Raw genomic sequence first — 26,032 nt, 5'->3', positions numbered from 1 at the left:
AATGCCTGGTGTGCAATTATTTTGACCGGCTATTACCATATCAAAAACACGCTTGCTTATATAAGCAAGCGTGTTTGTATTATATATTTTGTGATAAGTTTGCTTTCGCTGCCAGTTCAGCCTGAGGCGTGCGCCAAAGCTGCGTCCATTTTTGAATCGCAGCAATCATAATAATGAGACCGAGTATAAGCATGATGATTGAAAGAGTCGCATTTAATATGCTGTAACCTGCCGCAGCTTCATTTAAATAGACATTCTTAACCATCCAATAACCTGCGTAGTTAACCGTTACGTAAAGGTAGGCTAGTGGAATAAGGCAAGTAAGCATATAGGAGCGTTTATCTGCAATTCTAAGAATAACGGTTGCTCCAATAATTAAACCAATAGAGGCCATTAACTGATTCGATACGCCGAACAGCGCCCAAACTGAGCCAATATCTCCTGAGAACAATAAGTACCCCCACATAAAACAGGCTAGGGCGCTTGCAAAAATGGACCCCGGAAGCCAGTCTACTCGCTTCAATGGCTTATAAAATTCACCGAAAAAGTCTTGAATTAAATAGCGGGAAACGCGTGTACCCGCGTCGATAGCAGTTAAAATAAACACTGCTTCAAACATAATGACGAATTGGAAAAAGTAAGAAGACAGGTGGCTGAACCAAGGAATTTCCGTGAAGATATATGTCATTCCTACGGCCAGTGTAACAGCGCCGCCTGTACGGCCTTCTAAGTTTAGACCAATCTCTTGGCTAAGCTGAGGAAGAGCTGTCACGTTCATGCCGAGCGTTTTGAACACTTCAGGTGTAGAATTGATTGCAAAATAGTCTCCAGGATGTAAAGCTGTTGCGGCAATTAATGCCATAATTCCTACCAAGCATTCGACTAACATCGCCCCGAAGCCTACAACTTTAATGTCACTCCAACGGTCGAGCATCTTAGGGGTTGTCCCTGAACCAACAAATGCATGGAAGCCGGAAATAGCACCGCAGGCGATCGTAATGGAAATGAACGGCCACACAGGTCCTGCTAAAATAGGGCCGCCTCCGTGAATAAATTCAGTAACTGCAGGAAATGGAATTGCTGGATTTACGAAAAACACGCCTACAATCAGCGCGATAAAGACACCAATTTTCATAAAGCTGCTTAAATAATCTCGAGGTGCTAAAAGCAGCCAAACGGGTAAGGCCGCTGCGAAAAATGCATAAACGGGAAGAATAATTGAAAGTGTTTTAATATCTAGCGTTAAAAAATCTCCTAAAGCTGTTCCTTGAATATAAGGACCGCTAAATACGGCGATTAAAATTAAAATGAAGCCGACAGTAGAAGCCGCTTTTAAATTACCGGTTTTTTTGTGGTAAATACCTACCCCCATTGCGATCGGAATCGTAATTCCAACAGCGAATGTACCCCAAGGATTTTTCTCAAGTGCGTGTAGCACGACCATAGATAAACCGGCCATTGTGATGGTAATGATAAAAAGCATAGCTAAACCTGTACAAAAACCAGCGACAGGTCCTAGCTCTTTTTTAGCCACTTCGGAAAGCGACTGGCCTTTTTGGCGCATAGATGCAAATAACACAACCGCATCGTGAACGGCTCCTCCGATTACAGCTCCTATTAAAAGCCAGAGCAGTCCGGGCAAATAGCCAAACTGAGCTGCTAAAATAGGTCCAACAAGCGGACCTGCAGCTGCAATAGCTGCAAAGTGATGACCAAATGTTACCCATCGGTTGGTTGGCACATAATCTTTCCCATCTTCAAGTTCATGTGCTGGCGTTTTTTGCGAATCGTTTAGTTTCAAGACCTTAACAGCCATGAATGTTCCGTATAGCCGATACGCAATCATTAAAATACAGATAGATCCAATAACAATCGTAACCGCATTCATTAAAAATCCCCCTATCCCTTAGTTGTCTGATGTTTGTACTACTACACAACGTTATGTAATTGTGTGTTCCCCTTACAACTTTCATTATAAAAGAAGAAAGCGCTTTTATCACCAGTTTTTCCCTTAATTATTTAAAAAATTAGAAAGTTCAAATTCCCTTTAAAAAACTATAAGACTTTTCGCATAATCTCTGCTATAATTTTTAAAAAAATTAGTACGCATTTAGGTGTTTTAGTTAGGGAGATGAAAAGAGTGAACCATCGTCAAGAGTTACAAAACAGCAAGCGTGTTGTAGTCAAAGTAGGGACATCTACGTTGACCTATGATAATGGAGATATTAACTTAGCACGCATTGAAAAACTAGCGCGTGTTTTATCTGATTTAATGAATGCAGGAAAAGAAGTTGTGCTTGTTACATCAGGTGCCGTTCAAGTGGGAGTAAAAAAACTAAAGTTAAAGGAAAAGCCAACTTCTATTCGAGAAAAACAAGCAGCGGCCTCTGTCGGGCAATGTGAGCTTATGCATATCTATAGTAAATTCTTTGGTGAGTACAGCCACATCGTTGGTCAAGTACTGTTAACGAAGGATGTAATCGAAGATGAACATGTGCGCAATAACGTTGTGAACACGTTTGAAAAATTAATTGAAGACAAAGTAATTCCTATTGTGAATGAAAACGATACGGTTGCAATCGATGAAATTGAAAACATCGTGCGTTTTGGAGATAACGATAATTTATCTGCCATTGTTTCAGTTTTGATTCACGCAGATTTACTTGTTATTTTATCTGATATTGACGGTTTCTTTGATTCAGATCCCACAAAAAACCCTAACTCTAAATTAATGAAAGTAATAGATGCCATCACACCGGAGCTTGAGAATTTTGCTGGAGATAGCGGAACGGATGTTGGAACAGGCGGAATGGTCACAAAGCTTACCGCTGCTAAAACAGCTACAAGTGCAGGCGTGAGCTTAATCTTAGCAAATGGTAAAGAACCAAGTATTTTGCGAGATATTATTGAAGGCCAAGAAATTGGAACGTTATTCTTAAAACAAGCTGAAGGAGTAATGAAATGAGTGAATTGCAGCTTAAAGGAAAGCAGGCAAAAGAAGCCTCTTATTTCTTAGGAAATGTAACGAGCGAACAAAAACAGCAAGCACTTTATAAAATGGCGGCTGCTCTATTGGATCAACAAGAGGCGATTTTAAAAGCAAATAAATTAGACGTAGAAAAAGCCGTTCAAAAAGGCACGTCAAAAGCGATGTTGGATCGTCTATCTTTAAATGAAGAGCGGATTCACGGAATGGCAGACGGCCTGCGCCAAGTAGCTGCGCTTGCAGATCCGGTAGGAGAAGTGCTGTCTATGGCGAAGCGACCAAATGGCTTACAAATTGGACAGCAGCGTGTACCTATTGGTGTCATAGGAATTATTTATGAAGCGCGTCCAAACGTTACGTGTGATGCAACAGGCTTATGCTTAAAAGCAGGAAATGCAGTTATTTTGCGCGGAGGCAGCGAGGCGTTTTATTCGAATCAAGCGATTGTTTCTGTATTATCTCAAGCTGCGGCAAGTGCAGGGTTGCCTGAACATAGCGTACAGCTTATTGAAAATACGTCGAGAGAAACAGCACTGGAGTTAATGAAATTAAATGAATATATCGATGTATTAATTCCTCGAGGCGGTGCGGGTTTAATTGAAGCGGTGGTAAAAAATGCAACGGTTCCCGTTATTGAGACAGGAACTGGGAACTGCCACATTTATGTTGATGAAGAATATGACGGTGGCATGGCGGCCAATATTGTCATTAACGCAAAAACATCTCGTCCAGCGGTGTGTAACTCAGCCGAAAAGCTGATTATCCATAAACGAGCGGCTCATGAATTTTTGCCGATTATTGTTCAAGCGCTACGAGAGAAAGATGTAGAAGTACGCGGTGATGAACGTGCGGTAACAATCGTTCCAGATCTTGTTCCCGCAGGGGATGAGGATTGGAAGAAAGAATACTTGGATTTCATCATGGCGGTTAAAATCGTAGATGATATCGATGAAGCGATTTCCCATATTAATGTTCATAGTTCACATCATTCTGAAGCGATTGTCACAACAAATTATGCCCATGCTCAGCGTTTTTTACAGCGCGTTAATTCAGCCGCTGTTTATGTGAATGCTTCAACGAGGTTTACAGACGGAGAAGAGTTTGGTTTCGGGGCAGAAATCGGAATTAGTACACAAAAGCTTCATGCGCGTGGACCGATGGGATTAAAAGAATTAACAACGCTAAAATATATTATTTACGGAGATGGACAAATTCGATAAAAAAGAAGAGGCTGGGACGAAAATATTTTAGACAAAGTAAAAACGAACCATTGATCAAAATTTTTGATTAGTGGTTCGTTTTTTTGTTAGGATGAACATAGTTTTCATTTGTTTAGATTCTTCTAGTAGTTGATTGGAGAGCGAGACGAAGGATCCTGCGGGAAAAGCGGAACAGATGAGACCCCGCAGGAGCGCAAGCGACAAGGAGGCTCAGCGGCCGCCCGCGGAAAGCGAAGTCTTGCACGGAAATCAACTACGGTGTCATAAGCCGTTTAGCTCATGTATCCCATTTGTTCGTCTTTAGATTGGATTCATTTGGTTATATCCCAACCTCTTCTTTTACTTCCACATATGTTCAATTTCTTCAAGTGACTTTCCTTTTGTTTCCGGAACCCACTTCCATATAAACAAAAATGAAGCGAGACACATAACCATAAAGAATAAAAATGTAAAAGATCCTCCAGCTTTGTTCCAAAGGATAGGGAAAAACTGAGATACAAACCAATTAGCTACCCACAAGAAAAACGTAGAAATAGACATTGCATAGCCTCTCGCATGATTAGGAAAAATTTCAGAAATCACAACCCATACAACCGGTCCCATAGAAATATTAAAAAGAAATAAATAAAAAACAATAAGTAAACTAGTAGTCAACCCTTCAGTACCTTGAAAATGAAACCCAAAGGAAACGAGAAGCTGCGTAACGGCCATACCAGCTGTGCCAATAAGCAATAAAGCTTTGCGGCCAATCCGGTCGATAAGCCAAATGGAACAAAGAACGCCTAAAAAGGCAGCCACACCAATCATAGACGTAACAAGGAGCGATAAATCTCCTCTAGCTCCAGATGCTTCAAAAACTTGCGGGGCGTAATAAATAATGGCATTAATTCCGACAAGCTGTTGAAAGGCTGCAAGTAGAATACCAATAAGCAGCGCTTTTCGAAGACAGGCCTCTTTAAAAAGCGAAAGAGAAGCTGGTTGATTTTCTTTTAACGATTGCTCAATATGATACAGCTCTTGGCGTGCAATGTGTGTACCATTGATTTTAATTAAAATGTCCATAGCTTCTAAAGTGCGGTTTGCTTTTACCAGCCACCTCGGACTTTCAGGAACAGGAGAAAGAATAAGAAGAAATAAAAGAGCTGGAATACCAGAAGCACCGATAATGTAGCGCCATCCCGTGGAATTCTGCCAAGCGTCTTCCCCAATAGATAAAATGTAGTCATTTACAAAATAGACAGAAACAATCCCAACGGCAACAGCAAATTGGTATAGAGAGCCTAAGCGGCCACGCATGTGCGGAGGGGCTATTTCAGAAATATAGGTAATAGAAAGAACAGAAGCCATACCAATGCCTAGTCCTCCAATAATTCGAGAAATAATCACAAAAGAGATGGATGAAGATAGCGCTTGCATAATTGCGGATACGACAAATAAAGAAGCTGCTAAAAGTAAGATGCTTTTTCTACCGAATCGATCACTCAGTTTCCCCGAAGCAAGTACCCCAACGGCACCACCGAGCAGCAGACTAGATACAACAAAACCTACCATCGTTGGACTAAGATTAAAATGTACTTTCATCAACCCAATAGCTCCTGAAATGACGGCTGTGTCATAGCCGTAAAGCAACCCTCCAAAAGCAGCTGCACATGAAATGAAAATCACGAAAAATAGATTTCCTTTTTGCTCCTTATACTCGTCAGAAGTTACTTTTACTATCCCCATATAAATTCCTCCTTTGAATCACCGTCACTATTTCAATTAAAAAAACGTTATACGTAAAACGTTTTCATAAAAGATGTTTTTATGTTAAACTAAAAATTGTAAATAATCAAACTATTTTTCAACTTTTATATGAATTATGTACGTTTTGTTATCAACCAATAGGGAAGAAAAAATAGGGGGAAGAGAAATATGGCGTTTATGCAATGTGATTTTTTTTCAGAAGTATTGCAAATAAGTACTTCAATGAACGTTATGATACCGCAGCAAACAAAATCTCAAATTGGTTTACAAACCAATACAAGAAGTGAGAAACACCCTACGCTCTATTTATTACACGGCCTTTCTGATGATCATACGATATGGATGAGAAGAACTTCGATTGAACGCTACGCATCAGAATTAGGACTTGCAGTTGTAATGCCAAATGTAGATCGCAGCTTTTATAGAGATATGGCTTATGGAAAGAAGTATTGGACGTTTGTAACAGAAGAACTTCCTCACTTGGCTAGATCATTCTTTCCGTTATCGGAAAAAAGAGAAGATAATTTTGTGGCTGGCCTTTCTATGGGAGGGTACGGCGCCTTAAAATGGGCGTTTCGCAAACCACATCAATTTTCTGCAGCTGCCAGTTTATCAGGAGTGATGGACGTTGAAGGGCTTGGAGGGCGAGGAGAAGTTCAGTTCTTAGATTATCCTTTGATTTTTGGCATGCCCCCTGTTATTAGACCTGAGGATGATCTTTTCTGGCTGCTTGAAAATCGCCGGCGCTATGGAGAAGTGACTCCGCGTATTTATCAATGCTGTGGAACGGAAGATTTTTTATATCAGGAAAATAAACGTTTTTCCGAGCGTTGTAAGCAAGAGCCTATTTGTTTTACATATGAAGAAGGAAAAGGAAGTCACGACTGGGCATATTGGGATCAAAAAATTCAAGATGTGTTAAAGTGGCTGTTTAGCGAAAAGTAGGGAAGGTAGTTTTCAGTGGTGCCGGCTTCTAGTAGTATAATAAAGAAAAATGTTTACTTGGTCGATAGACTAAAAGGAAATGGGAGTCGGTACGAATGGGGAGAAAAAAAGTCACGATCACAGAAGTAGCAAAAGAAGCGGGTGTTTCATTAGCTACGGTATCAAGAATCTTCAATAATAAAGAAGGTAAAATTAAAATTAGTGAAACAACTAAACAAAAAGTGCTAAAAGCAGCAGCTCATTTGGGGTATCAGACGAATCCATTTGCGGCAGCTCTTCGGGCCCAAAAAACAGGGATTATCGGGATATTAATTAGAGATTTAAAAGATCCGTTTCTAATTGAACTATTAAAAAAGGTACAGCAACAAGTCCAAAGTCGAGGGATGGACGTTCTTATTGGACACACGGATTACGAAGAAACAACGGCTGAGCGTCAATTAAATGTTATGATGAACCATTGGTTTGATGGGGTCATTTTATTAGACTATGTAGCTGCTCAGCATCCGTTTGTAGATGTATTAAAACAATATCAAACGCCTTACGTTTCTCTTACAGGAGACGCCTCTTCTGCACTTTGGCCGATTGTACATGTAGATGATGCGGTGGGAATGCAATTAGCTGTTGCTCACTTAACGGACCTTGGTCATAAGAATATAGGGTTCGTTGGAAAAGCTGTAAGCGGAGTCGAGCACCGTCTGTCTCTTTTTTATCAGTATGTACCGTCAGCAAACGCAAAGTTTGTGAAAGAAGATATGAATAACTCAGATGAACTATATCAGTTTATAAATGAGCTAGCTCATCATCCAGAGCCTCCAACTGCGCTTATTTGTGCTACGGATTACATCGCTCTGAAAGTGATACACTGTGCGTGGCAAAATGGGCTTCACGTTCCATCAGATTTGTCTGTTATAGGGTTTGATGATATTACTGAAGCTAGTGAAGCGCATCCTCCACTAACAACTATCCGTCAACCGATGGAAAAAATGGCTGAAAAAGCAGTAAACCTCTTACTTCAGCAAATTCAGGATCAGCAAGAAATAGATCAGATCCAGTATAAAATGGCACCTATATTAGTAGAGCGCGAGACCACAAAACGTATGAATTGATAAGGAATGTATATACTATTCTTGAAAGTGTGAGACAAAAAGTCCACACTTTTTTACATTAACCATTGCGTCCACTTCCCTCTTTCTTATACACTGTATGCTGTAGGGGAAAAAACCAAGCTTTAATATGTTTGGAGCGATTTGATGACACAACAAAAATTAGATAAATATGAAATTATGGACGTTAGCTTACTAGCAGGTAAAATTATGTTAGAAAGCGGGGCAGAAACGTATCGAGTAGAAGACACAATGATGCGGATTGCAGCGTCTTACGGTATAAAAAAATCCCACAGCTATGTGACGCCAACAGGGATTATGTTTTCACTTGAAACGAAAGAACCGACGAAAACGAAGTTAATTCGTATTTCCGAACGAACGACAGATTTAAAAAAAGTAACCATGGTAAATAGCGTCTCAAGAACAATCAGTCAAGGAAACATCTCCTTGGAGGAAGCGTATGAAATGCTACAAGAAATTGAAGCAACAAACGTAGCTTTTCCACTATGGGTTCAACTTGCAGCTGCATCCATTTCTAGCGGATGCTTTTTAATCATGTTTCAAGGTTTATGGACGGACTTTATTCCAGCTATGTTTTCAGGAGGTCTCGGATTTTTAACCGTGGTGTATTTCCACCGTCTTATTCCGATTCGCTTTTTTGCTGAGTTTACCGCTTCGTTAGTTATTGGACTTTTATCAGCTCTTTTAGTCGCTTCAGGAGTAGGCACGCAAATTGATAAAATTATTATTGGGTCCGTTATGCCACTCGTTCCTGGCTTATCCATTACCAATGCAGTGCGAGATTTAATGGCGGGACATTTACTGTCTGGATTATCAAAAGGAGCAGAAGCGTTTCTGACGGCATTCGCTATCGGTGCAGGTATTGCCATTGTATTTACACTTCTATAGAAGGGAGGCATCATATGCATATCGTAGAGCAAATAATTACAAGTTTTATTGCTTCAGCAGCATTTGGGATCATCTTTAATGTTCCACGTGAATCATTATTAAAAAGTGGCTTTGTCGGAATGATTGGCTGGCTCATTTACTATTTGCTAACGTTCTATGGCGTAGATGAAATTCCAAGCACAGTTGCATCGGCCTTCTTTATTGCTATTATTAGTCAAATTTACGCGAAAATTTATCGAACGCCGATCATTATTTTCACCGTAGCAGGTATTATTCCGCTAGTTCCGGGAGGAACAGCATACGATGCCATGCGTAACTTTGTAGAAAATAACTATAATGAAGCGATTAGTCTTGCAGCAAAAGCCTTTATGATCTCAGGTTCAATTGCCATTGGTATTGTGTTTTCTGAAGTCATCAACCAAATCATTCGTCAGTCTAAATTAAATGCCAAAGCAAAATATCGACCATAGAGAAGCAAGCTCAAATCAGAGCGTGCTTTTTTTATGAAAAAAAATAAAGAGATCCTTCACTTTTTTGTCACAAGAAAGTCACGTTTTAGTCTAAAAACGTTCAAAAAATGCACGTGCACAGCTAAAAAAATAGACTATACTATGTAAATAGAAAGAGAGATATTACATATGTATGTGAAACATTGAGCATATCTCTCGAATTATTATGCTCAATGTTTCACAATGTAAGTAAAAGATGCTCAGAAATGAGCAAAGTATCTATGGAAATGATGAATGTTCTTATATATGAAAGGAGAAAGAAGATGGATACAGTTATACTATCACGTATTCAATTTGCATCAACGACGCTGTTTCATTTTATCTTTGTACCGCTATCTATCGGTCTTGTCTTTTTAGTAGCGATCATGGAAACGATGTACGTAGTAAAAAAAGATGAACAGTATAAAAAAATGGCAAAGTTTTGGGGGCACTTATTCCTGATTAACTTTGCTGTCGGAGTCGTAACAGGTATTTTACAAGAATTTCAGTTTGGCATGAACTGGTCAGAGTACTCAAGGTTTGTAGGAGATGTATTCGGTGCGCCGCTTGCTATTGAAGCACTGCTCGCGTTTTTTATGGAGTCCACTTTCCTTGGACTGTGGATTTTCGGGTGGGATCGTTTACCTAAATGGCTGCACTGTCTATGTATTTGGCTTGTTAGTCTAGGTACTATTTTTTCGGCGTTCTTTATTTTAACGGCTAATTCTTTTATGCAGCATCCGGTTGGAATGGAGCTGAATAATGGCCGTTTAGAAATGAATGACTTCTTTAAATTGCTAACAAACGGCCAGCTGTGGGTTGAATTCCCTCATACCATTTTAGGTTCGTTTGCAACAGGCGCCTTTTTTATCACGGGTGTCAGTGCCATTATGCTCTTGAAGAAAAAACATTTGGCTTTTGCCAAAAAATCATTTCAAGTTGCCATTATTGTAGGGTTAGTTTCAGGTGTAGGAATTGCATTATCTGGTCATGAACAGGCTGGATACTTAGTTAAAACACAGCCGATGAAAATGGCCGCAAGTGAAGGATTATGGGAAAACAGCGGAAGTCCAGGCGCTTGGACGGTGACAGCAAATATTCACCCCGATGAAAAGAAAAATACGGGGGAAATCAAAATACCTTATTTATTAAGCTTCTTATCATACGGGAAATTTTCAGGTTCCGTTCCTGGGATGAACGAGCTGCAGGAGCGGTATACGGCGAAATATGGAGCAGGAAATTATATTCCACCCGTTCGAACAACATTTTGGAGTTTCCGCATTATGGCTGGTCTAGGTGGCGTATTATGTGCATTAGGCATTTGGGGCACGTACTTGCTTTCTCGTAAAAAACTTCAAGAAAGCAAACTATTTTTACGTATTATGACGATTGCCATTGCCTTTCCGTTCCTGGGAAGCTCAGCAGGTTGGATTATGACAGAGATTGGCCGTCAGCCTTGGGTTGTATTTGGCTATATGAAAACGGAAGATGCCGTGTCTCCTGGTGTAACAGCAGGTGAATTGCTGTTTTCTATTATCTCGTTTTCGTTCTTTTATTTAATTTTAGCTGTGATTATGGTGTTCTTGTTCGTTAAAGAAATTAAAAAAGGTCCAGATCATGATCACGAAGCACATACAAAAGTAGTATCAACTGATCCATTTACAAAGGAGGGATACAATGTTTTCTCTTAATGAATTCTGGTATTTACTAGTATCCATTCTTTTTGTTGGTTTTATCTTTTTAGAAGGCTTTGATTTTGGGATTGGAATGGTGTCTCGTTTTTTAGGAAGAAACGACTTAGAGCGACGAGCTTTTATTAATACAATCGGTCCTTTTTGGGATGCAAATGAAGTTTGGCTAATTTCAGCAATCGGTGCTATGTTTGCCGCTTTTCCAAACTGGTATGCAACGCTATTAAGCGGGTCATATGTTCTTTTTGTTCTTCTTTTGCTTTCCCTTATCGGACGCGGTGTAGCATTTGAATTTCGAGGGAAAGTTGAAAAACAAGCGTGGAAAAATGCATGGGATTGGGTTATCTTCTTTGGAAGTCTTTTTCCACCGCTCATTTTTGGTATCTTATTTTCAGCGCTAATGAAAGGACTGCCTGTTGAGCGCAACATGCAAATGAATGCCGGCTTTTTGGATATTGTTAATCTATATACCATCACAGGCGGCGTTACGTTAACAATGCTTTGCTTATGGCACGGACTTATTTTTGCCACGATCCGGACGATGGACGATATTAGAGATCGTTCACGGAAGGTCGCTATGAAGCTTTTGCCTATAAATGCTTTATTACTTCTTATCTTTTCAGGCATGACGTTTTTTGAAACGGATTTATTCAGTAATCATAGCCGCTTGATGCTATATACATTTTTCATCGGTATTTTCGTGTATTTACTAGCAGGATTTTTCCTTACACGTAAAAAAGACGGATGGGCATTTGCTATGTCTGGCTTAATTTTAATTTTATCAATCTCCTCTATATTTGCAGGATTGTTTCCAACCGTTTTGGTTAGTTCAATCAATCAAAGCTATAGTTTAACGATTCATAATGCAGCATCAGGGAATTATTCCTTAAAAATTATGTCTTACGCTGCTATTGCATTACTGCCTTTTGTGTTAGGTTATCAAATTTGGAGCTACTACGTTTTCAGAAAACGTGTAGATCATAAGGAGCATATGGAGTATTAATGGGTAGAAATTTAATGGTTTACAACGGAATAAAAATGGTTCTTGCCATGTTAATAGGGCTTATTACTATTCAAAGTGTAGCCATTATTTTTCAAGCTAAGTGGCTCGCCGAAGTAGTTACCGCTCTTTTTCATGGTGAAAGTTTAACTTCGCAGACAAAAGCAATCGGATTGTTTTTGTCTGCCTTTATGATTCGTCAGATCGTAGGTTTTATAGTAAAAAAAACAGCATATCAATTTGGAGTCAAAACGACTCAGGAACTTCGTTTGATAGTCATGCAAAGCATTTTTTCATTAGGACCGCGTTTTACCAAAGATGAAGGAACAGGAAACTTGGTGACGCTCATCACCACAGGCCTACAGAAGCTTCGTGCTTATCTCGAGCTGTTTTTGCCTAAACTGGCTGCCATTAGCGTAACACCTTGGCTGGTGCTTGCTTTCGTTTGGTACCATGATCGGCTTTCAGGCATTATTTTACTTGTGACCATGCCAATTTTAATTTTATTTATGATTTTGCTCGGACTAGCTGCACAAAAAAAAATAGATAGCCAATGGGAGACATATCACGTGTTGTCCAACCACTTTGTAGATTCGCTTCGAGGGTTAGAAACTTTAACATTTCTCGGGAAAAGTAAGGAGCATGCTGAAACGATTGAAAGAGTCAGTGACCGTTATCGAAAAGCGACAATGGGAACGCTCCGAATTGCTTTTTTATCTACGTTTGCTTTAGATTTCTTTACGATGTTATCTGTAGCCATCGTGGCTGTTATGCTTGGTTTGCGGCTCGTAAACGGGTCTATGACATTAGAGCCTGCACTTATGATTTTATTGCTGGCGCCTGAATATTTCCTGCCGATACGAGAAGTCGGAAATGATTACCATGCAACATTAGACGGAAAAGAATCCGGAGATGCATTACTTAAGATTGTGAAGCAGGCTGAAAAATCGCCGGCTAAAAAAGAAGATGTTCCTAGTTGGACTGAAAACAGTGAACTTCAATTAAGGCATATCACTGTAAAATATGACGAAGAGCATCCACCTTCTCTTGAAGATGTGTCACTGCATGTTAAAGGAATGAAGAAAATTGGAATCATCGGAAAAAGCGGAGCTGGAAAATCGACGCTTATTGATATACTAAGCGGCTTTGTACAATCTACAGAAGGCTCTGCTGAAGTAAACGGCGTACCAATTGATTTACGCTCAGATGCTTGGCAAAAGCAGATTACGTATATCCCACAGCACCCATTTATTTTTAATGGAACAGTAAAAGAAAATATTGAATTTTATCAAGACAGAGGCGGCTCATATGATTATGAAGATGCTTTAACGAAAGCAGGACTTTTATCAACGGTTCAACAGATGCCTAAGAAGGAAAATGAAATGATAGGGGATGGGGGACGACAGCTTAGCGGCGGTCAAGCTCAAAGGATTGCTCTAGCAAGGGCATTTCTAAGCGACCGTCCTATTATTATGCTTGATGAACCAACGGCACAAGTTGATATTGAAACGGAATATGAATTAAAGCAAGATATTTTAACGATGTTCCAGGATAAGTTATTTATTTTAGCTACGCACCGTCTGCATTGGATGAAAGAAATGGATCTCATTGTTGTAATAGAGGACGGAAAGGTTGCAGAAATCGGTAATCATCAAGAATTAATTCAAAAAAAAGGAGCTTACTATCAATTTTTACATGAAGAGGAGGAGATATGATGAAATATAAAAGTTGGATATGGCCCTACTTTAAAACATATAAATATCGTATCTTTTCTATCTTATTACTAAGCTTGTTAACGATTGGTTCTGCTTGCGCGCTAATGTTCACGTCAGGTTATTTGATTTCAGCTTCTTCCTTACGGCCAGAAACGAATTTATTGGTTTATGTTCCAATTGTACTTGTGCGTACATTTGGTTTAAGCCGAGCCGCTTTCCGTTATGCGGAGCGTCTTGTCAGTCACGATTTTATTCTTCGCATTTTAGCTAAAATGCGTACGCGTCTTTATCATTTGATTGAACCGTTAATTGATACATCTCGCTATCAAACAGGAGATGTTTTAGGAGTTCTCGCGGAAGATATTGAAAGTTTACAAGACTTGTTCTTGCGTACCATTCTTCCAACAATTTCAGCTGTTATTTTATACGTTATTTCGATTGTAGCTTTAGGATTCTTTAGCCTGAAGTTTGCATGTTTGATTGCCCTCTATTTATTTTTATTAGTAGTAGTAATGCCGCTTTTTTCCCTTTGGCATATGAAGGCAGCCAATCAGCGATATAAATCAAGCAAAGCACAGTTATATGCCAAGGTCACAGACGGCTTTTTAGGAGTTGCTGATTGGGTGTTAAGCGGTCAGCAGCAGTCATTTTTTCATTCGTATGACAAAACAGAAAATGAGTTAGACGGCATGGATCGTAAGCTTAAACTATGGACGTATTACCGAGAATTGTTTGGACAACTTATTGTAGCAGGTTTAATTGTCACAATGATTTGGTTTGGAGCTTCTCTTTTTGCAGATAAAGAGCTTGCAGGTGTGTTTATTGCTGCTTTTATTTTAGTAGTATTTCCTTTATCTGAAGCGTTGCTGCCAGTATCCAATGCAGTAGAAAAGATTCCTCAGTTTGAAGAATCATTAAATAGAGTACAGGAAATGGAAAAGAACTGGGAATATGTGAACGGAAAGAAAAAACATACTCTTTCTTTACCTTATAAAGGTTCATGGAATTCGGTTAGATTAAAAGTTGAGCATGTAAGCTTTCGCTATAGTAATGAGGAGGAGTCAGTCATTCATGATCTTTCATTTCAAGTCGAGCAAGGGAAAAAAATTGCGATTCTTGGCAAGAGTGGAGGTGGAAAATCGACTCTATTAAAGTTGCTGCAAGGCTCCTTAGCACCTACAGAAGGCACAGTTCAACTAAACGGTCAGTCTGTTGCTGAATTTCGTGAAGATGTACCAAAACTCATCTCTGTATTAAATCAAAATCCTTATTTATTTAATACAAGCGTAGCCAACAATTTATTACTAGCTAATGAAGAGGCCACAAAAGAAGAAGTAATTGAGTCCATGAAGCAAGTGAATATGCACTCCCTTGTGGAAGGTTTGCACCAAGGATATCAAACGCCGATGCTCGAAACAGGTCAGCGCTTCTCGGGAGGAGAACGTCAGCGGATTGCGTTAGCACGTGTTCTGCTTCAGCATACGCCAATTGTTATGCTAGATGAGCCAACTGCAGGGTTGGATGCTATGACTGAAAAGCGTTTGTTATCCACTATCTTTGAAACTCTTCAAGATAAAACGTTAATTTGGGTTACGCACAATTTAGTTGGGATGGAAAAAATGGATGAAATCTTATTTTTGCAAGATGGTAAGATAGCCATTCGAGGAACGCATGATGAATTACTTGCGACGAACAGTCACTATCAAAAGCTATATGAATTGGATCATCCGGCAAAAAGCCTTTAGCAGAAGCTAAAGGTTTTTTATTATTTGATAATAAAGTGAAATTCGACAAACACGAGTAAAATATGTGTCGAACGAAAGAAAGCAGCTTGGATTCAAAGAAAAGAGTATGCGTTTAGCATTTTTGAAAAAGTGGTAAAACAAGGTAGTGTTTGTTTCTTCCTGTATAACATCGGTTTATTTTAGGGAAAATATATACACATTATGCGAACGAGAGAAGGAAGATACAATGGAACCTATGCTTATACATATCACGCTCGTAGTGGGACTAGGAGTTCTATCTCAGTGGCTGGCTTGGAGATTTAAGTTACCAGCAATTGTCGTGATGTCAATTATTGGACTATTAACAGGCCCTATTTTAGGTTTAATTGACCCTAAAGCACAATTTGCACAGCTTTTTGATCCTTTTGTATCGATTGCTGTAGCTGTTATATTATTTGAAGGCAGCTTGAACTTAGATATGAGAGAGGTAAGGGGAATCGAAAAGCCTGTGTTTCGCATTGTGACGCTCGGAGCCATGCTAGCTTGGATTTTAGGCTCTTTAGCTGCTCATTATATAGCGGATTTATCATGGGCGGTGGCAATTGTTATCGGAGGGCTTTTTATTGTGACGGGTCCAACCGTGATTTTACCTCTTTTACGACAAGCTAAATTAAAACCAAAACCAGCAGCGATTTTAAAATGGGAAGGTATTATTGTTGATCCATTTGGTGCACTGCTGGCCGTTTTTTCGTTTGAAATTGTTCAATTTTTAGTGCTGAGAGAAGTGAGTGGAAAAACAATTCTCTTTTTCTTTGCAGCCTCTATTCTTGCAGTTTTAATAGGATGGCTTCTTGGCCGCGGAATAGGATGGATGTTTCAAAAGGGGCATATTCCAGAGTATTTAAAATCTCCGGTCGTATTTATTGTGGTTATTGCCTGCTTTACGATAGCTGATGAAATTAAGCATGAAACAGGTCTTCTAGCAGTGACAGCGATGGGGATTACCCTTGCTAATATGCATATTTCATCTATTAGTGATATGCGACATTTTAAAGAGAACATTTCGGTTCTATTGACTTCTACTATTTTTATCATGTTAACGGCTGGACTGACGATGAAGACCATTACTGAAATTTTTCATTGGAATATTATTTTGTTTGTTTTACTTATGCTGTTTATTGTCAGACCTGTCTCCATCTTTTTATCAACGGTAGGGACAGATTTATCTATAAAAGAAAAAATACTGATTGGCTGGATTGCCCCGCGCGGCATTGTGGCGTTAACGGTCTCAAGTTACTTTGCGAAAGTACTAATCGATGAAGGATTTAAAGATGCTTCCATCCTAACAACACTGACATTTGCTTTAGTATTTGCTACGGTTTGTGCACACGGTTTTTCCCTTTCGTGGCTAGCTAAGAAGCTTGATTTATCAATTGGAGAAGAACCTGGTATTTTGCTTGTAGGAAGCAATGATTTTACGGTTGCCTTTGCTTCCAAGTTAAAGCAACTGGGCTATCCAGTGTTAGTTGCTGATTCTTCGTGGGAGCGGTTAAGAGTTGCGCGCAGAGCGGAAGTAGATGTGTATCACGGAGAAGTTCTAGCTGAGCAAACGGAATATCATCTAGATTTAACTCCTTATGAATACGTGATTGCTGCAACTGAGTTAGATGCATATAATGCACTTGTTTGTACTGCTTTTCTTCAAGATATGGGACGGAACAATGTTTTTCAATTGAGTATTCGTGACCAAGAAGATTCAAGAGAAGATGTCGATGAAATTATGCACACGGTAAGAGGACGCATGCTTTTTAAGAAAGGAATTACGTGGGAGTTTCTGCATCATAAAATGGAGCACGGATATACGATTTACAATACAAAAATTACGGATGAATATACGTATGAAACATATCTTGAGGAGAAAAGCGATGCTTCTCTTTTACTAGCAGTGAGCAAGCAGGGAAAGGCATTGAGTTTTTTTGCTCATGATCAAGAAATAAACGTTAATGCAGGTGATACGGTGTTAAGCCTTCAGCCATTAAAAAGATAAAAAAACAGGCCTTCAGTGGCCTGTTTTTTTATGCTTGTCTTTGTTTAAAATGAATGACGAACAGATAAGCAGCTGCTGCTGCAAAATAGATAGTAACGGCTGGTGCGGTGAAGACATGCCCAGCTACAAAAGCAATTCCAAGAGCTAATACAATTGCTGTACTATACATCATAAAGCTTTCATCAAGAAGCTGTGACGGGTTTTTAAATAATCGAACCAATACGGTTAAACCAACTACTAGAAGTGGAAGAACCCATAGTAAAAATCCGATGATACCTAAAGAGAAAAATAGGTCATAAAAATCCATTTCAATCATCTTTGGCGGAAGCTGTTTTGTATAGTCACCAGAAAAGCCCATACCTATCATTTTTCTTGCAATAGGTGCTTTTGCATACTCTTCCTTATGATGAGCTAAAAATTGCTCACGGCTGCTTAGAATCAGATTTTGAATATCTTTGTCATCTAAATTTGATTCCTTTTTCTTTTTCTTTTTAGCCGGCTTTTCTTTTTCTTTCTTTTCCGGCTTTTCTTGCTTTGTTTTCTCTTTTTTAGCCTCTAACATATCGATGTGCGTATATGTGTTTTTATAAGCTGGAGAAATCGGAGTGGTTGCTCCGGTTACAATTAAAAGCAGAATTGAGATTACTAAGTTGGCTTTAATTAAGCTGCGTTTATTCGTAAATAATTTTGCAAATAAGACAACTGTCGCTACAACTAAAGAAAGAATAACGGCACCTAAGCCTACTTTCGTTCCAAGCATGATGGACGAAACAGCTAACAAGATAAAAGGAATCCAGTAATAAGCTTTTGAAAACGAACGTACTTTATCTAAAGCTAAAAGCAGTGTGAGAGGAAGCAAAATAGCAATGGTTGCCCCTAGCTCATTCGCTGCATAAAACCAGCCTTTGAATCCGATTTTATTATACTGATAACTCTCTAGTGCTGTACCTGTTAGCATTGTACCGATAAAAACAATACTGATGATGAGTGAAGCAGTCAATAAGTTTTTGCTCAGTATTCTTTTTACATCCAAAGACGATCGATAATGTGAAAACATCACAATCATTCCAAGTAATGTAACGTTCATATAAACAACCTTATTGAAAAATTTAATTTCTTGCCCAATATAATAAGGATCTTTCCATTGATGATTTAAGTAGATATTGAGTCCAAGAAAGAGCGCAAAAACAATAAGGTAGATAATCGAATATCTAGCCCATTTTGATTGTTTGGCAAACACTAAAAGTAGGACACCTGCAAAAATCATATATAGAAAGCGAATAACAACCCCAATTGAGAGACCACTATCCATGTTCAAAACCATGTACGTCGTTAGCATATCAATAATTGGCTGAATTGAAATAAAACCAACGAACAGAAAAAATAACCAGTATGTGTTCTTCATATAGTACTCTCCTGTTTTACGTGAATTAACGTTTTCTTTTAACTAAAAGCATAACACCTTCTACTCTGCATAATAGCGTCGACATTAAGTATACTAAACCACCTGCAAGACAGACAATACCAAATCGTAAGATAACATGTAATGAATTCAAAAATGCGATGTCCTTCAAGAAGAACATGAGGATAGCAACAGGTACGGAAGCTAAAAGAATTTTTCCTGTTTCCTTCACTAGATATCCGTAATGGAAGTGATTGATTTGTTTTGCCAGCATAACGAATACGATGGCCGTATAGAAAAAGGCAACCACTGACATGGAAAGTGCTAATCCTTGGTATCCCATAAATTTAGTGAAAATCATGTTAAAGGTGATGTTTAACACAATGGATAATAAGCCTGCTCTCATAATAAGATAACCTTTTTGAAGAGAATAAAATCCTTTTGCAAGAACAGCTTGCAGCGAATAAAAAAACACCGAACCTAGGTAATAATAAGATACATCCGTTGTTTTTAACGTCGAATTTGCGTCAAATGCACCGCGCTGATAAGCAATCATTACAATGTCTTTCATATAAAAGATCATAATAACAATCGTCGGAATCAGCAGCATCAGCATAAACGTAATCCCTTTTTCAATTCCCGATTTAAAGCGTTCTTCATCTTTTTCAGAAATGGCTCTTGCAATCAGCGGATAAATAATGGTTGCGACCGTAACCCCGAATATTGCCTGGGGAATACTTACAAGTCTGAAGGCGTAATTTAAGTATGAAATAACACCTTCACCAAAGGAGCCGGCAAAGAAGAAGTTTACAGTTAAATTAATTTGACCGACCATAATGGTCACACCAACAGGGATGAATACTTTATAAAAAGCCACCACTTCATCACGGTCAATTTTTTGCTTCCATAACAGCAGATGCTGCGGTTTAAAATAGACAACTTTAATTAAGAAAGAAGCAATTGTTCCTACAAAATAGCCAAGAGCAATTGCATAGCCGCCCATGATTGAATGTAATAGGATTGTACTTAAAATCGTAAAGAGTACAACAACCGTTTGAGAAAACACGGAGAAAGAATATTGACTTCGTGCATCAAATACACCTTCGTATACGGCATTCACTCCAACTAGTGAAAGAGATAAAAAGTACATAACGCCCGTATAAATTCCTAGTTCAATTGCTGCTTTGGAAAAATTAGAATACGAAGCGGGAAAGTAAAAGAAAGCGGCAATTGATCCGAGAACCGAAATAATGAAACAAATAAGAAAGGTTGATTTAACAATATTAGTCAAATGAACCTTTCCTTTATTTTCTTTTTCATAACGTAAATAACTAGGAATAAACGCATCCTTCATCCCCGTTAACATAAATAAAATAAAAGCGTTTGGAATGATCATTGCTGCGTTGTATGAATCGACAATATAACTTGTACCGAAATAGTTAGCAATAACTAAATCACGAATCATACTAGAAAATTTCAAAAATAATGTTGATATGAGCAGTAAAATGCTCGCGAATTTTAAGTTTTTCATGTGAAACTCCTACCTTTTCAAGTTATCTCATCAACTATTAGCAATAAAGAAGCATCCGACAATTAGAAGAATACAGCCGATAACTTGTTTTGTTGTAACTTTTTCTTTAATTAAAAAGTAACCGAATGTTAATGTCCAAATATACGTAATAGACGTGAGCGGAAATACAATAGAATAAGGTAACAGCGTTAAAACATACACATTAAGCAGAGCTGCCGCCCCGTAAAAAAGGCCGCCACCCACAAAGCAAATAAGCGCTAGCTTTATCTTTTTTTCATTTAAATACGTAGAAATATACTTGAAAAAGACAGCTCCAACTGAACCTAAAAGAGTCATAATAAGTAAAAGCGGGATACTATTCATCTTGGCCACCTACTAAAATTACACCTACGATAATAATAAGAGTACCGACCAGCTTCATAGGGCTAATGGTTTCATTTAATAGAAAGAAACCAAGAGCAATGCTGATTACGTATCCTAGGCTTAAAAATGGATGAAGTAAGGAAACTCTTTCAAATTTAAAAGCGGCAATCATAAAAACCGCTCCTAATCCATAAAGAAAAAAACCAATAATTAAATTTAAGTTAAATGAAGCTTCGGACAACTTCCAAAAAAGTTGTCCAACAGCTGTAAACAGGGAAGCCACGATAATGAGTGTGATTCCTAGCTTTTTGTTGTAATTGCTCTCCATCAGGAGGTCACATCCCTTTCTTTCTGATCAAATCGGATAAAAGGAAGACCAATAAAGAAGAAAGACACAAATACGCTTGCTAATAAATATCGAAAATCTTGAGCCGGCAATGCCGCAAGAACAGAAAGCGTGTTAAGAGCCCAAGGAATGACGATAATAAGTGACGTAATTCCTCTTCGAATCACTAGCATTAATGAAAATAATAAAATGACACAGTGATAAAAAGCTGGTTTCCATAAGAATGTAAAAACAGGGTGCTTAAAAATAGCTAAGTAAGCATTGGCAGTATGCGTAATAAACGGCTCGATTACTTTATTTTTAAGACCTAAATCATTGCCGTAATAAATGTTGGTTACATACGTATCTGTATAGCCATCTTTAAAAGGATTGATTTGCCATACTAAAGCCGTTTGTTTGAGAAAGCCTTCCGTTGCTAGATAAGGATTTTTGATGACAATGCTAGCATAATTCTTAAAGTAAAGACCTAGATCATTAAAAATAAACTCGCGGTCGTAGTATTTCCAAGTGAATTTAATAGGATCGCTTTTATATGGATTGTACTTTTCTTTCCACAATTCAATAGGGAGCACTTTATTAAAATATTCGCGCTCTTCTTTGGACATTTCCCCATCATTTGAAATGATGTTTGCAATTTGTTGAGTTGGAATAGACAAAGCTTCATTTGGATCCGAAGGCTGTACATCAAGCCACGTGAACACAGGTCCTGTAACAATCTTTTGTAAAATAAAGACAACTAAGAAAATCGTGACAAGAGGTTTCCAATTTTTTCTGAATAAGACGATCATTAAAAGGAAAGTCAAGACGAATACAGGAAAACCATTATGTCTAAAGAAAGCTACTCCAAATGCGGAAAGTAAAAGTAAGAAAAAGCTTGCTTTGCTTTTAATCCAAGCACCTTTTGACAAATAGATTTTTGCAATATTCACCGTAAAAAACAGCAGAAAAGCACTGTATAAAATATCTTTCCAAATAATAATTGAAAAGATTAAAAAGCTTGGAATAATGACAATGATAGCTGTTAAAAATCCAATCATAACAGGATGTGCTTTGCGTTTAATGAAAAAATCAAACGTATAGGCGTATATGCTTACTACAACAACAATTTGCGTGAACGCTACAATTCCTGGGTTATCCCATATTTTTGTCAGCAGCATAATCAGCCACGTAATCATAATAGGGTGCCAATCGTTAAATTCTCCGTTATGTGCCTGTCTCCACTGTGCTAATGAATCGGGAGTCATGGCCGCTGGGAAAAAGGCGAACCAGTAATATAAGCTAACAGCTAAAATAAGAATCGTAACAATTCCTAGATAACGCTTTGGATGTGCAAATGTATAGTGAAAATCGTTTATCTGTTTGATAGCGCTGAGTACAGCGGCCGTCAGCAGTATTGCCAATAGAGTACGGCTGATGGCATACAAAACGAGTAAGAAAATAGTTGAGCTCGTCATATGTAAGTTATCTAAAAGTGAAAACTGTACGATAAACGAAAAAACAATCAGCAATAGCCATTCTAGCGGTTTAAATGAAGCATAAGCTCTATTTTTATAAATAAAAATAGAGCTTATGATGGTAAATACAAGTGCAGCAAAAAGGGAAAGATAGTGAACACCGTCTGGATTACCAATACTTAAACCGATAAGAATAATTAAAGCTGTTACTGTAAGCAGTAAAATACTTTTTTTATTCTTCATCATTGTTATTCTCCTACTTGTTCAATCTGTTCAATTTTTTTATTTAGTTCTAATTCATATTGCTTGCGATTTAATGAAGCGATTGTATCTAGAATTAATCCACAGACGAAAGATAAAACACCTAACACCATCAATCCAGTTGCTAAGATAGATGACGGTACTTTGGTAATAAAGCCTGTATCAAAAAATTCATAAAGTACTGGAGCACCAACAGCTAATCCTGCGACAATAAACAACACTGTCCAAATGGAGAAGAACTGAAGCGGCTTGTACTCTTTAAATAACGTAAAAATCATTCGTAACACTTTAAACCCATCAGAGAACGTATTAAGTTTCGATTCGCTGCCTTCAGGTCGATCGCGATAATCGATCGCGATTTCTTTTAGGCGGAAGCGTTTATCTAACGCGTGAAGACTCATTTCTGTTTCAATTTCAAATCCCGGGCTCATCACAGGTATTGATTTTACAAATAATTTATCATACGCACGATAACCTGTCATGATATCTTTAATGTTGCTTTTGTACAGGCCATTAATTAAAGAACGTACTAAGTTGTTACCAAAATTATGGAAAGCACGTTTGTTTTCTTCGAGATACGTTCCGTTTGATAAACGATCTCCAATGACCATGTTAGCTTCTCGATTTCTAATAGGCTCAATTAATTGATGAACAAATTCTGCAGGATACGTATCATCTCCATCTACCATGACATAACAATCTGCATCAATTTCTTGAAACATCGAACGTACAACATTTCCTTTTCCTTGCTTGAATTCTTTTTTGACGATCGCCCCGTGTTCAAGTGCAATTTCACTTGTGCGATCTTTTGAATTGTTATCGTACACATAAATATCTGCACTAGGCAGTTCACGTTTGAAATCGTCAATTACTTTTCCAATTGTTACTTCCTCGTTATAACAAGGAATTAAAACTGCGACTTTCATTTTTCCACCTCATCAAAAAAAATTGTTGGGAGTTGTTCAGCAATTACATCTACTGTGTAGCGGTTTGCTGTTTGTAACGCCTGTTGAGACATTTGCTGTTTCACATCTTCAGGAAGATTAATAAAAGCCTGTAGCTGTGAAGCTAATTCGTCTACATTTTTAGGCTCAAAGAATAGACCATTCTTTCCGTCTATAATGTAATCTTTTAGACCACCAATCTGACTCCCAATTACGGGTGCTCCGCAAGCCATAGCTTCGAGGCCGACTAAGCCCAAACTTTCTCCTTTTCTTACGGTCGGAAACACGAATGCTTCAATTGCATTATATACGTAAGCAAGAGAGGACTGAGGAAGGAGAGGGAAATGGATGACTTTTTCCTCTAGACCTAGAGTCTTGATCATTTCCTTAAATGCAGCTTCATCTTTTCCGCTTCCAACGTATAGGTATTTGTAAGAAGTGGGCATTTGTTGTTCAGCTTTTGCAATTGCTTGCAGGTAGTATTCCCATCCTTTACCCACATCAATGCGGCTTACACATCCAAGATAACGGGTAGTAGGGTCCAAGTTTAGTTCTTGATAAGCTTTGCTTTTATCTGCATAAGGGTGAAACAGATCTTTATTCACTCCTCCGCTTGGAAAAATATAGATTGGGTTATGAACCTTATATTTCTCTTCAACGAGCCCTTTATAATAAGGAGAAGGAGTAATAATTTTAGTAGAATGGTGCAATAAATCATTTACTCTAGGCTGATACTTTTCCTGTGAAGGTACTTCAGGTACAACGTCTGAACCATGAACATTTGTCACAATCTTCACATTCTTCTTTAGCGTTTTAAGAATCAGCAGCGGAAGAGCATTATGAGATGCATAATGTACGTAAAGGTAGTCGTAGTTTTTTGTCAAGCCCGTCAAGACGATATTAGCATAATGAGAAGCATAGCTAAAAAGCTTGCTTAATTTGCTTGTCTTTTTTTGCATGACAATTTTATCAACTTGAATACCATGTTGAACTAAAATTTTTTCAGTGTTTTGAACAAATACACCATAGCTCGGGAATTGTTCTGAAGGATACATATTTGAAATCAACAAAATTTTCATGATTGTTTCACACCTATTTTTCTTTATTAGTTTATGATAATGACAACGGGTGTTCATTTAAATAGAGCTTACATGTATCGTCTTACTGTTAAGTTGAGTGATTTCATTGATAAACATGCAAAAATGGGTTGCATATCGCCAACATCACAATATTATAGCACACCTACTTTTTAAAATGCGAAAGTTTATCGGACACTTCTAAAACGATAGATAAAGCAGTGAAGAAGATGATTTTCACATCATCATAATCACACGAAAAAAAGCGAACGCTATCGTTCGCTTTATGTCACTTATTTCACTTCAACGCTTACCCCAAAATGGTCGGAAACAACGGGATAATGTATGCCGTTAAACACCACAGTTGATGACTGAATATCCTGCGCATGACTCGATAGAATTAGATCAAGGCGCAGTGCCCGTTCATTATCATCCCATCCAGCAATGTTACCTTTAACTGTAATACCGCTGTCTTTTTTGTTCGATAGAGTATACGTATCATAGAGGCCTTGGCTCAACAGGTAGTCGTAACCTTCATTTCGTCTATGAGCGTCATTATTAAAGTCTCCGAGTAGGAAAAATGGATTATCTTTGTGTACATGAGCTAGCAGCGTATCAACTTGCTGCTTGAACGGCTCTTCCTCGTCATCCCACCAGCCAAGATGACAAGAATAAAACGTAAGAAGTTCTTTTTCATATTCGATTGTTGCTCCAACAATTCTTCTCGTTTTCCAATAGTCAATATTTGACGTTTGTGAAACAAAAAATGAATGCTCTTCAATAATCGGGTGTTTCGTTAAAATGGCAATTCCTTCTTCATACACTTCATAGCCTATATGAGATAAATCCCATACCAATTGATAGTCTTCACCTTGCTTACCCAGTTCTTTTGCTAAAAGCCAAGCGTAATTATCGCTGCGAATGTAGTCATATACATAAGGTGCGTCTACTTTTTGGCTTACTTCCTGTAAAGCAATGACATCATATTTTTCTTTTTTAATTACTTCAGCTAGACAAGATAACTTGTCTAGCTGATTTTCCTCTTGCCAAGAGTGGCAATTTAACGTTAATAGCTTCATTG

The 26,032-nt window shown here is 38.2% G+C and carries 22 protein-coding genes; 12 read left to right on the top strand and 10 right to left on the bottom strand.

Going from position 1 to position 26,032, the window contains the following annotated elements; translation table 11 throughout:
• Nucleotides 1-79: 79 nt before the first annotated feature.
• Entirely contained in the window at nucleotides 80-1,888 is a 1,809-nt protein-coding gene (cstA, locus tag AC0C45_RS23675; RefSeq protein WP_013085534.1) for a carbon starvation protein CstA, read from the bottom strand.
• A 243-nt stretch (nucleotides 1,889-2,131) separates the two neighbouring features.
• On the opposite strand from cstA, the gene proB reads away from it, so the two are divergent.
• From proB to AC0C45_RS23660, 3 genes are all read left to right on the top strand, one after another.
• On the top strand, nucleotides 2,132-2,965 hold the full coding sequence (proB, locus tag AC0C45_RS23670; protein ID WP_047931282.1) for a glutamate 5-kinase: 834 nt from the start codon (nucleotides 2,132-2,134) through the stop codon (nucleotides 2,963-2,965).
• On the top strand, nucleotides 2,962-4,206 hold the full coding sequence (locus AC0C45_RS23665) for a glutamate-5-semialdehyde dehydrogenase (protein ID WP_047931281.1): 1,245 nt from the start codon (nucleotides 2,962-2,964) through the stop codon (nucleotides 4,204-4,206). The genes proB and AC0C45_RS23665 overlap by 4 nt, the downstream gene beginning before the upstream one ends.
• Nucleotides 4,207-4,335: 129 nt before the next feature.
• On the top strand, nucleotides 4,336-4,473 hold the full coding sequence (locus tag AC0C45_RS23660; protein ID WP_162837675.1) for a hypothetical protein: 138 nt from the start codon (nucleotides 4,336-4,338) through the stop codon (nucleotides 4,471-4,473).
• A gap of 72 nt (nucleotides 4,474-4,545) precedes the next feature.
• Here AC0C45_RS23660 and AC0C45_RS23655 read toward each other — a convergent pair whose 3' ends face one another.
• A complete protein-coding gene (locus tag AC0C45_RS23655; RefSeq protein WP_047931280.1) occupies nucleotides 4,546-5,931 on the bottom strand; it encodes a sugar porter family MFS transporter in 1,386 nt (461 codons plus the stop codon).
• A gap of 189 nt (nucleotides 5,932-6,120) precedes the next feature.
• Here AC0C45_RS23655 and AC0C45_RS23650 point away from each other — a divergent pair, with 189 nt between their 5' ends.
• The 9 genes from AC0C45_RS23650 (at nucleotide 6,121) to AC0C45_RS23610 (ending at nucleotide 17,574) form a co-directional block, all read left to right on the top strand.
• Complete coding sequence (locus AC0C45_RS23650) at nucleotides 6,121-6,897, top strand: alpha/beta hydrolase (RefSeq protein WP_047931279.1); 777 nt, start codon at nucleotides 6,121-6,123, stop codon at nucleotides 6,895-6,897.
• 95 nt (nucleotides 6,898-6,992) lie between these two features.
• Nucleotides 6,993-8,003: a LacI family DNA-binding transcriptional regulator gene (locus AC0C45_RS23645; RefSeq protein ID WP_034648203.1), complete on the top strand. Its 1,011-nt coding sequence runs from the start codon at nucleotides 6,993-6,995 to the stop codon at nucleotides 8,001-8,003.
• 144 nt (nucleotides 8,004-8,147) lie between these two features.
• The gene (locus tag AC0C45_RS23640) at nucleotides 8,148-8,909 is read left to right on the top strand and encodes a threonine/serine exporter family protein (protein ID WP_016765969.1); all 762 of its coding nucleotides are present in this window, start codon (nucleotides 8,148-8,150) and stop codon (nucleotides 8,907-8,909) included.
• Nucleotides 8,910-8,923: 14 nt separating this feature from the next.
• Nucleotides 8,924-9,379, top strand: coding sequence for a threonine/serine exporter family protein (locus tag AC0C45_RS23635; protein WP_013059882.1), 456 nt, complete (start codon nucleotides 8,924-8,926; stop codon nucleotides 9,377-9,379).
• 302 nt (nucleotides 9,380-9,681) lie between these two features.
• Nucleotides 9,682-11,088, top strand: a complete 1,407-nt coding sequence (locus AC0C45_RS23630; protein WP_034648205.1) for a cytochrome ubiquinol oxidase subunit I — start codon at nucleotides 9,682-9,684, stop codon at nucleotides 11,086-11,088.
• Nucleotides 11,075-12,091 carry a cytochrome d ubiquinol oxidase subunit II gene (gene cydB / locus AC0C45_RS23625; RefSeq protein ID WP_047931278.1) on the top strand — a complete coding sequence of 339 codons (1,017 nt, stop codon included), beginning with the start codon at nucleotides 11,075-11,077 and terminating at the stop codon, nucleotides 12,089-12,091. Before AC0C45_RS23630 ends, cydB begins: the two co-directional genes overlap by 14 nt.
• Nucleotides 12,091-13,803: a thiol reductant ABC exporter subunit CydD gene (gene cydD, locus AC0C45_RS23620; RefSeq protein ID WP_047931277.1), complete on the top strand. Its 1,713-nt coding sequence runs from the start codon at nucleotides 12,091-12,093 to the stop codon at nucleotides 13,801-13,803. Before cydB ends, cydD begins: the two co-directional genes overlap by 1 nt.
• A complete protein-coding gene (cydC, locus tag AC0C45_RS23615; protein WP_472928886.1) occupies nucleotides 13,800-15,548 on the top strand; it encodes a thiol reductant ABC exporter subunit CydC in 1,749 nt (582 codons plus the stop codon). Before cydD ends, cydC begins: the two co-directional genes overlap by 4 nt.
• A gap of 226 nt (nucleotides 15,549-15,774) precedes the next feature.
• Nucleotides 15,775-17,574: a cation:proton antiporter gene (locus AC0C45_RS23610; protein ID WP_034648212.1), complete on the top strand. Its 1,800-nt coding sequence runs from the start codon at nucleotides 15,775-15,777 to the stop codon at nucleotides 17,572-17,574.
• Nucleotides 17,575-17,602: 28 nt separating this feature from the next.
• Here AC0C45_RS23610 and AC0C45_RS23605 read toward each other — a convergent pair whose 3' ends face one another.
• The 8 genes from AC0C45_RS23605 to AC0C45_RS23570 form a co-directional block, all read right to left on the bottom strand.
• The gene (locus AC0C45_RS23605; protein WP_230184050.1) at nucleotides 17,603-18,979 is read right to left on the bottom strand and encodes an O-antigen ligase family protein; all 1,377 of its coding nucleotides are present in this window, start codon (nucleotides 18,977-18,979) and stop codon (nucleotides 17,603-17,605) included.
• Nucleotides 18,980-19,004: 25 nt separating this feature from the next.
• Nucleotides 19,005-20,507, bottom strand: a complete 1,503-nt coding sequence (murJ, locus tag AC0C45_RS23600; protein WP_472928885.1) for a murein biosynthesis integral membrane protein MurJ — start codon at nucleotides 20,505-20,507, stop codon at nucleotides 19,005-19,007.
• A 30-nt stretch (nucleotides 20,508-20,537) separates the two neighbouring features.
• Nucleotides 20,538-20,870 (bottom strand): EamA family transporter, encoded by a 333-nt coding sequence (locus AC0C45_RS23595; RefSeq protein ID WP_016765961.1) that lies wholly within the window; start codon nucleotides 20,868-20,870, stop codon nucleotides 20,538-20,540.
• On the bottom strand, nucleotides 20,863-21,198 hold the full coding sequence (locus AC0C45_RS23590; RefSeq protein WP_013059873.1) for an EamA family transporter: 336 nt from the start codon (nucleotides 21,196-21,198) through the stop codon (nucleotides 20,863-20,865). The genes AC0C45_RS23595 and AC0C45_RS23590 overlap by 8 nt, the downstream gene beginning before the upstream one ends.
• A complete protein-coding gene (locus AC0C45_RS23585) occupies nucleotides 21,198-22,916 on the bottom strand; it encodes a DUF6020 family protein (RefSeq protein WP_047931274.1) in 1,719 nt (572 codons plus the stop codon). The genes AC0C45_RS23590 and AC0C45_RS23585 overlap by 1 nt, the downstream gene beginning before the upstream one ends.
• 2 nt (nucleotides 22,917-22,918) lie before the next feature.
• Nucleotides 22,919-23,857, bottom strand: coding sequence for a glycosyltransferase family 2 protein (locus AC0C45_RS23580; protein ID WP_013059871.1), 939 nt, complete (start codon nucleotides 23,855-23,857; stop codon nucleotides 22,919-22,921).
• Nucleotides 23,854-24,954 (bottom strand): glycosyltransferase family 4 protein, encoded by a 1,101-nt coding sequence (locus AC0C45_RS23575; RefSeq protein WP_047931273.1) that lies wholly within the window; start codon nucleotides 24,952-24,954, stop codon nucleotides 23,854-23,856. Before AC0C45_RS23575 ends, AC0C45_RS23580 begins: the two co-directional genes overlap by 4 nt.
• Before the next feature lie 290 nt (nucleotides 24,955-25,244).
• On the bottom strand, nucleotides 25,245-26,030 hold the full coding sequence (locus AC0C45_RS23570) for an endonuclease/exonuclease/phosphatase family protein (protein ID WP_013059869.1): 786 nt from the start codon (nucleotides 26,028-26,030) through the stop codon (nucleotides 25,245-25,247).
• Nucleotides 26,031-26,032: the final 2 nt, after the last annotated feature.

The sequence above is a fragment of the Priestia sp. VA7 genome, assembly GCF_055710015.1.
This window is presented reverse-complemented; position numbering and strand designations above follow the sequence as displayed.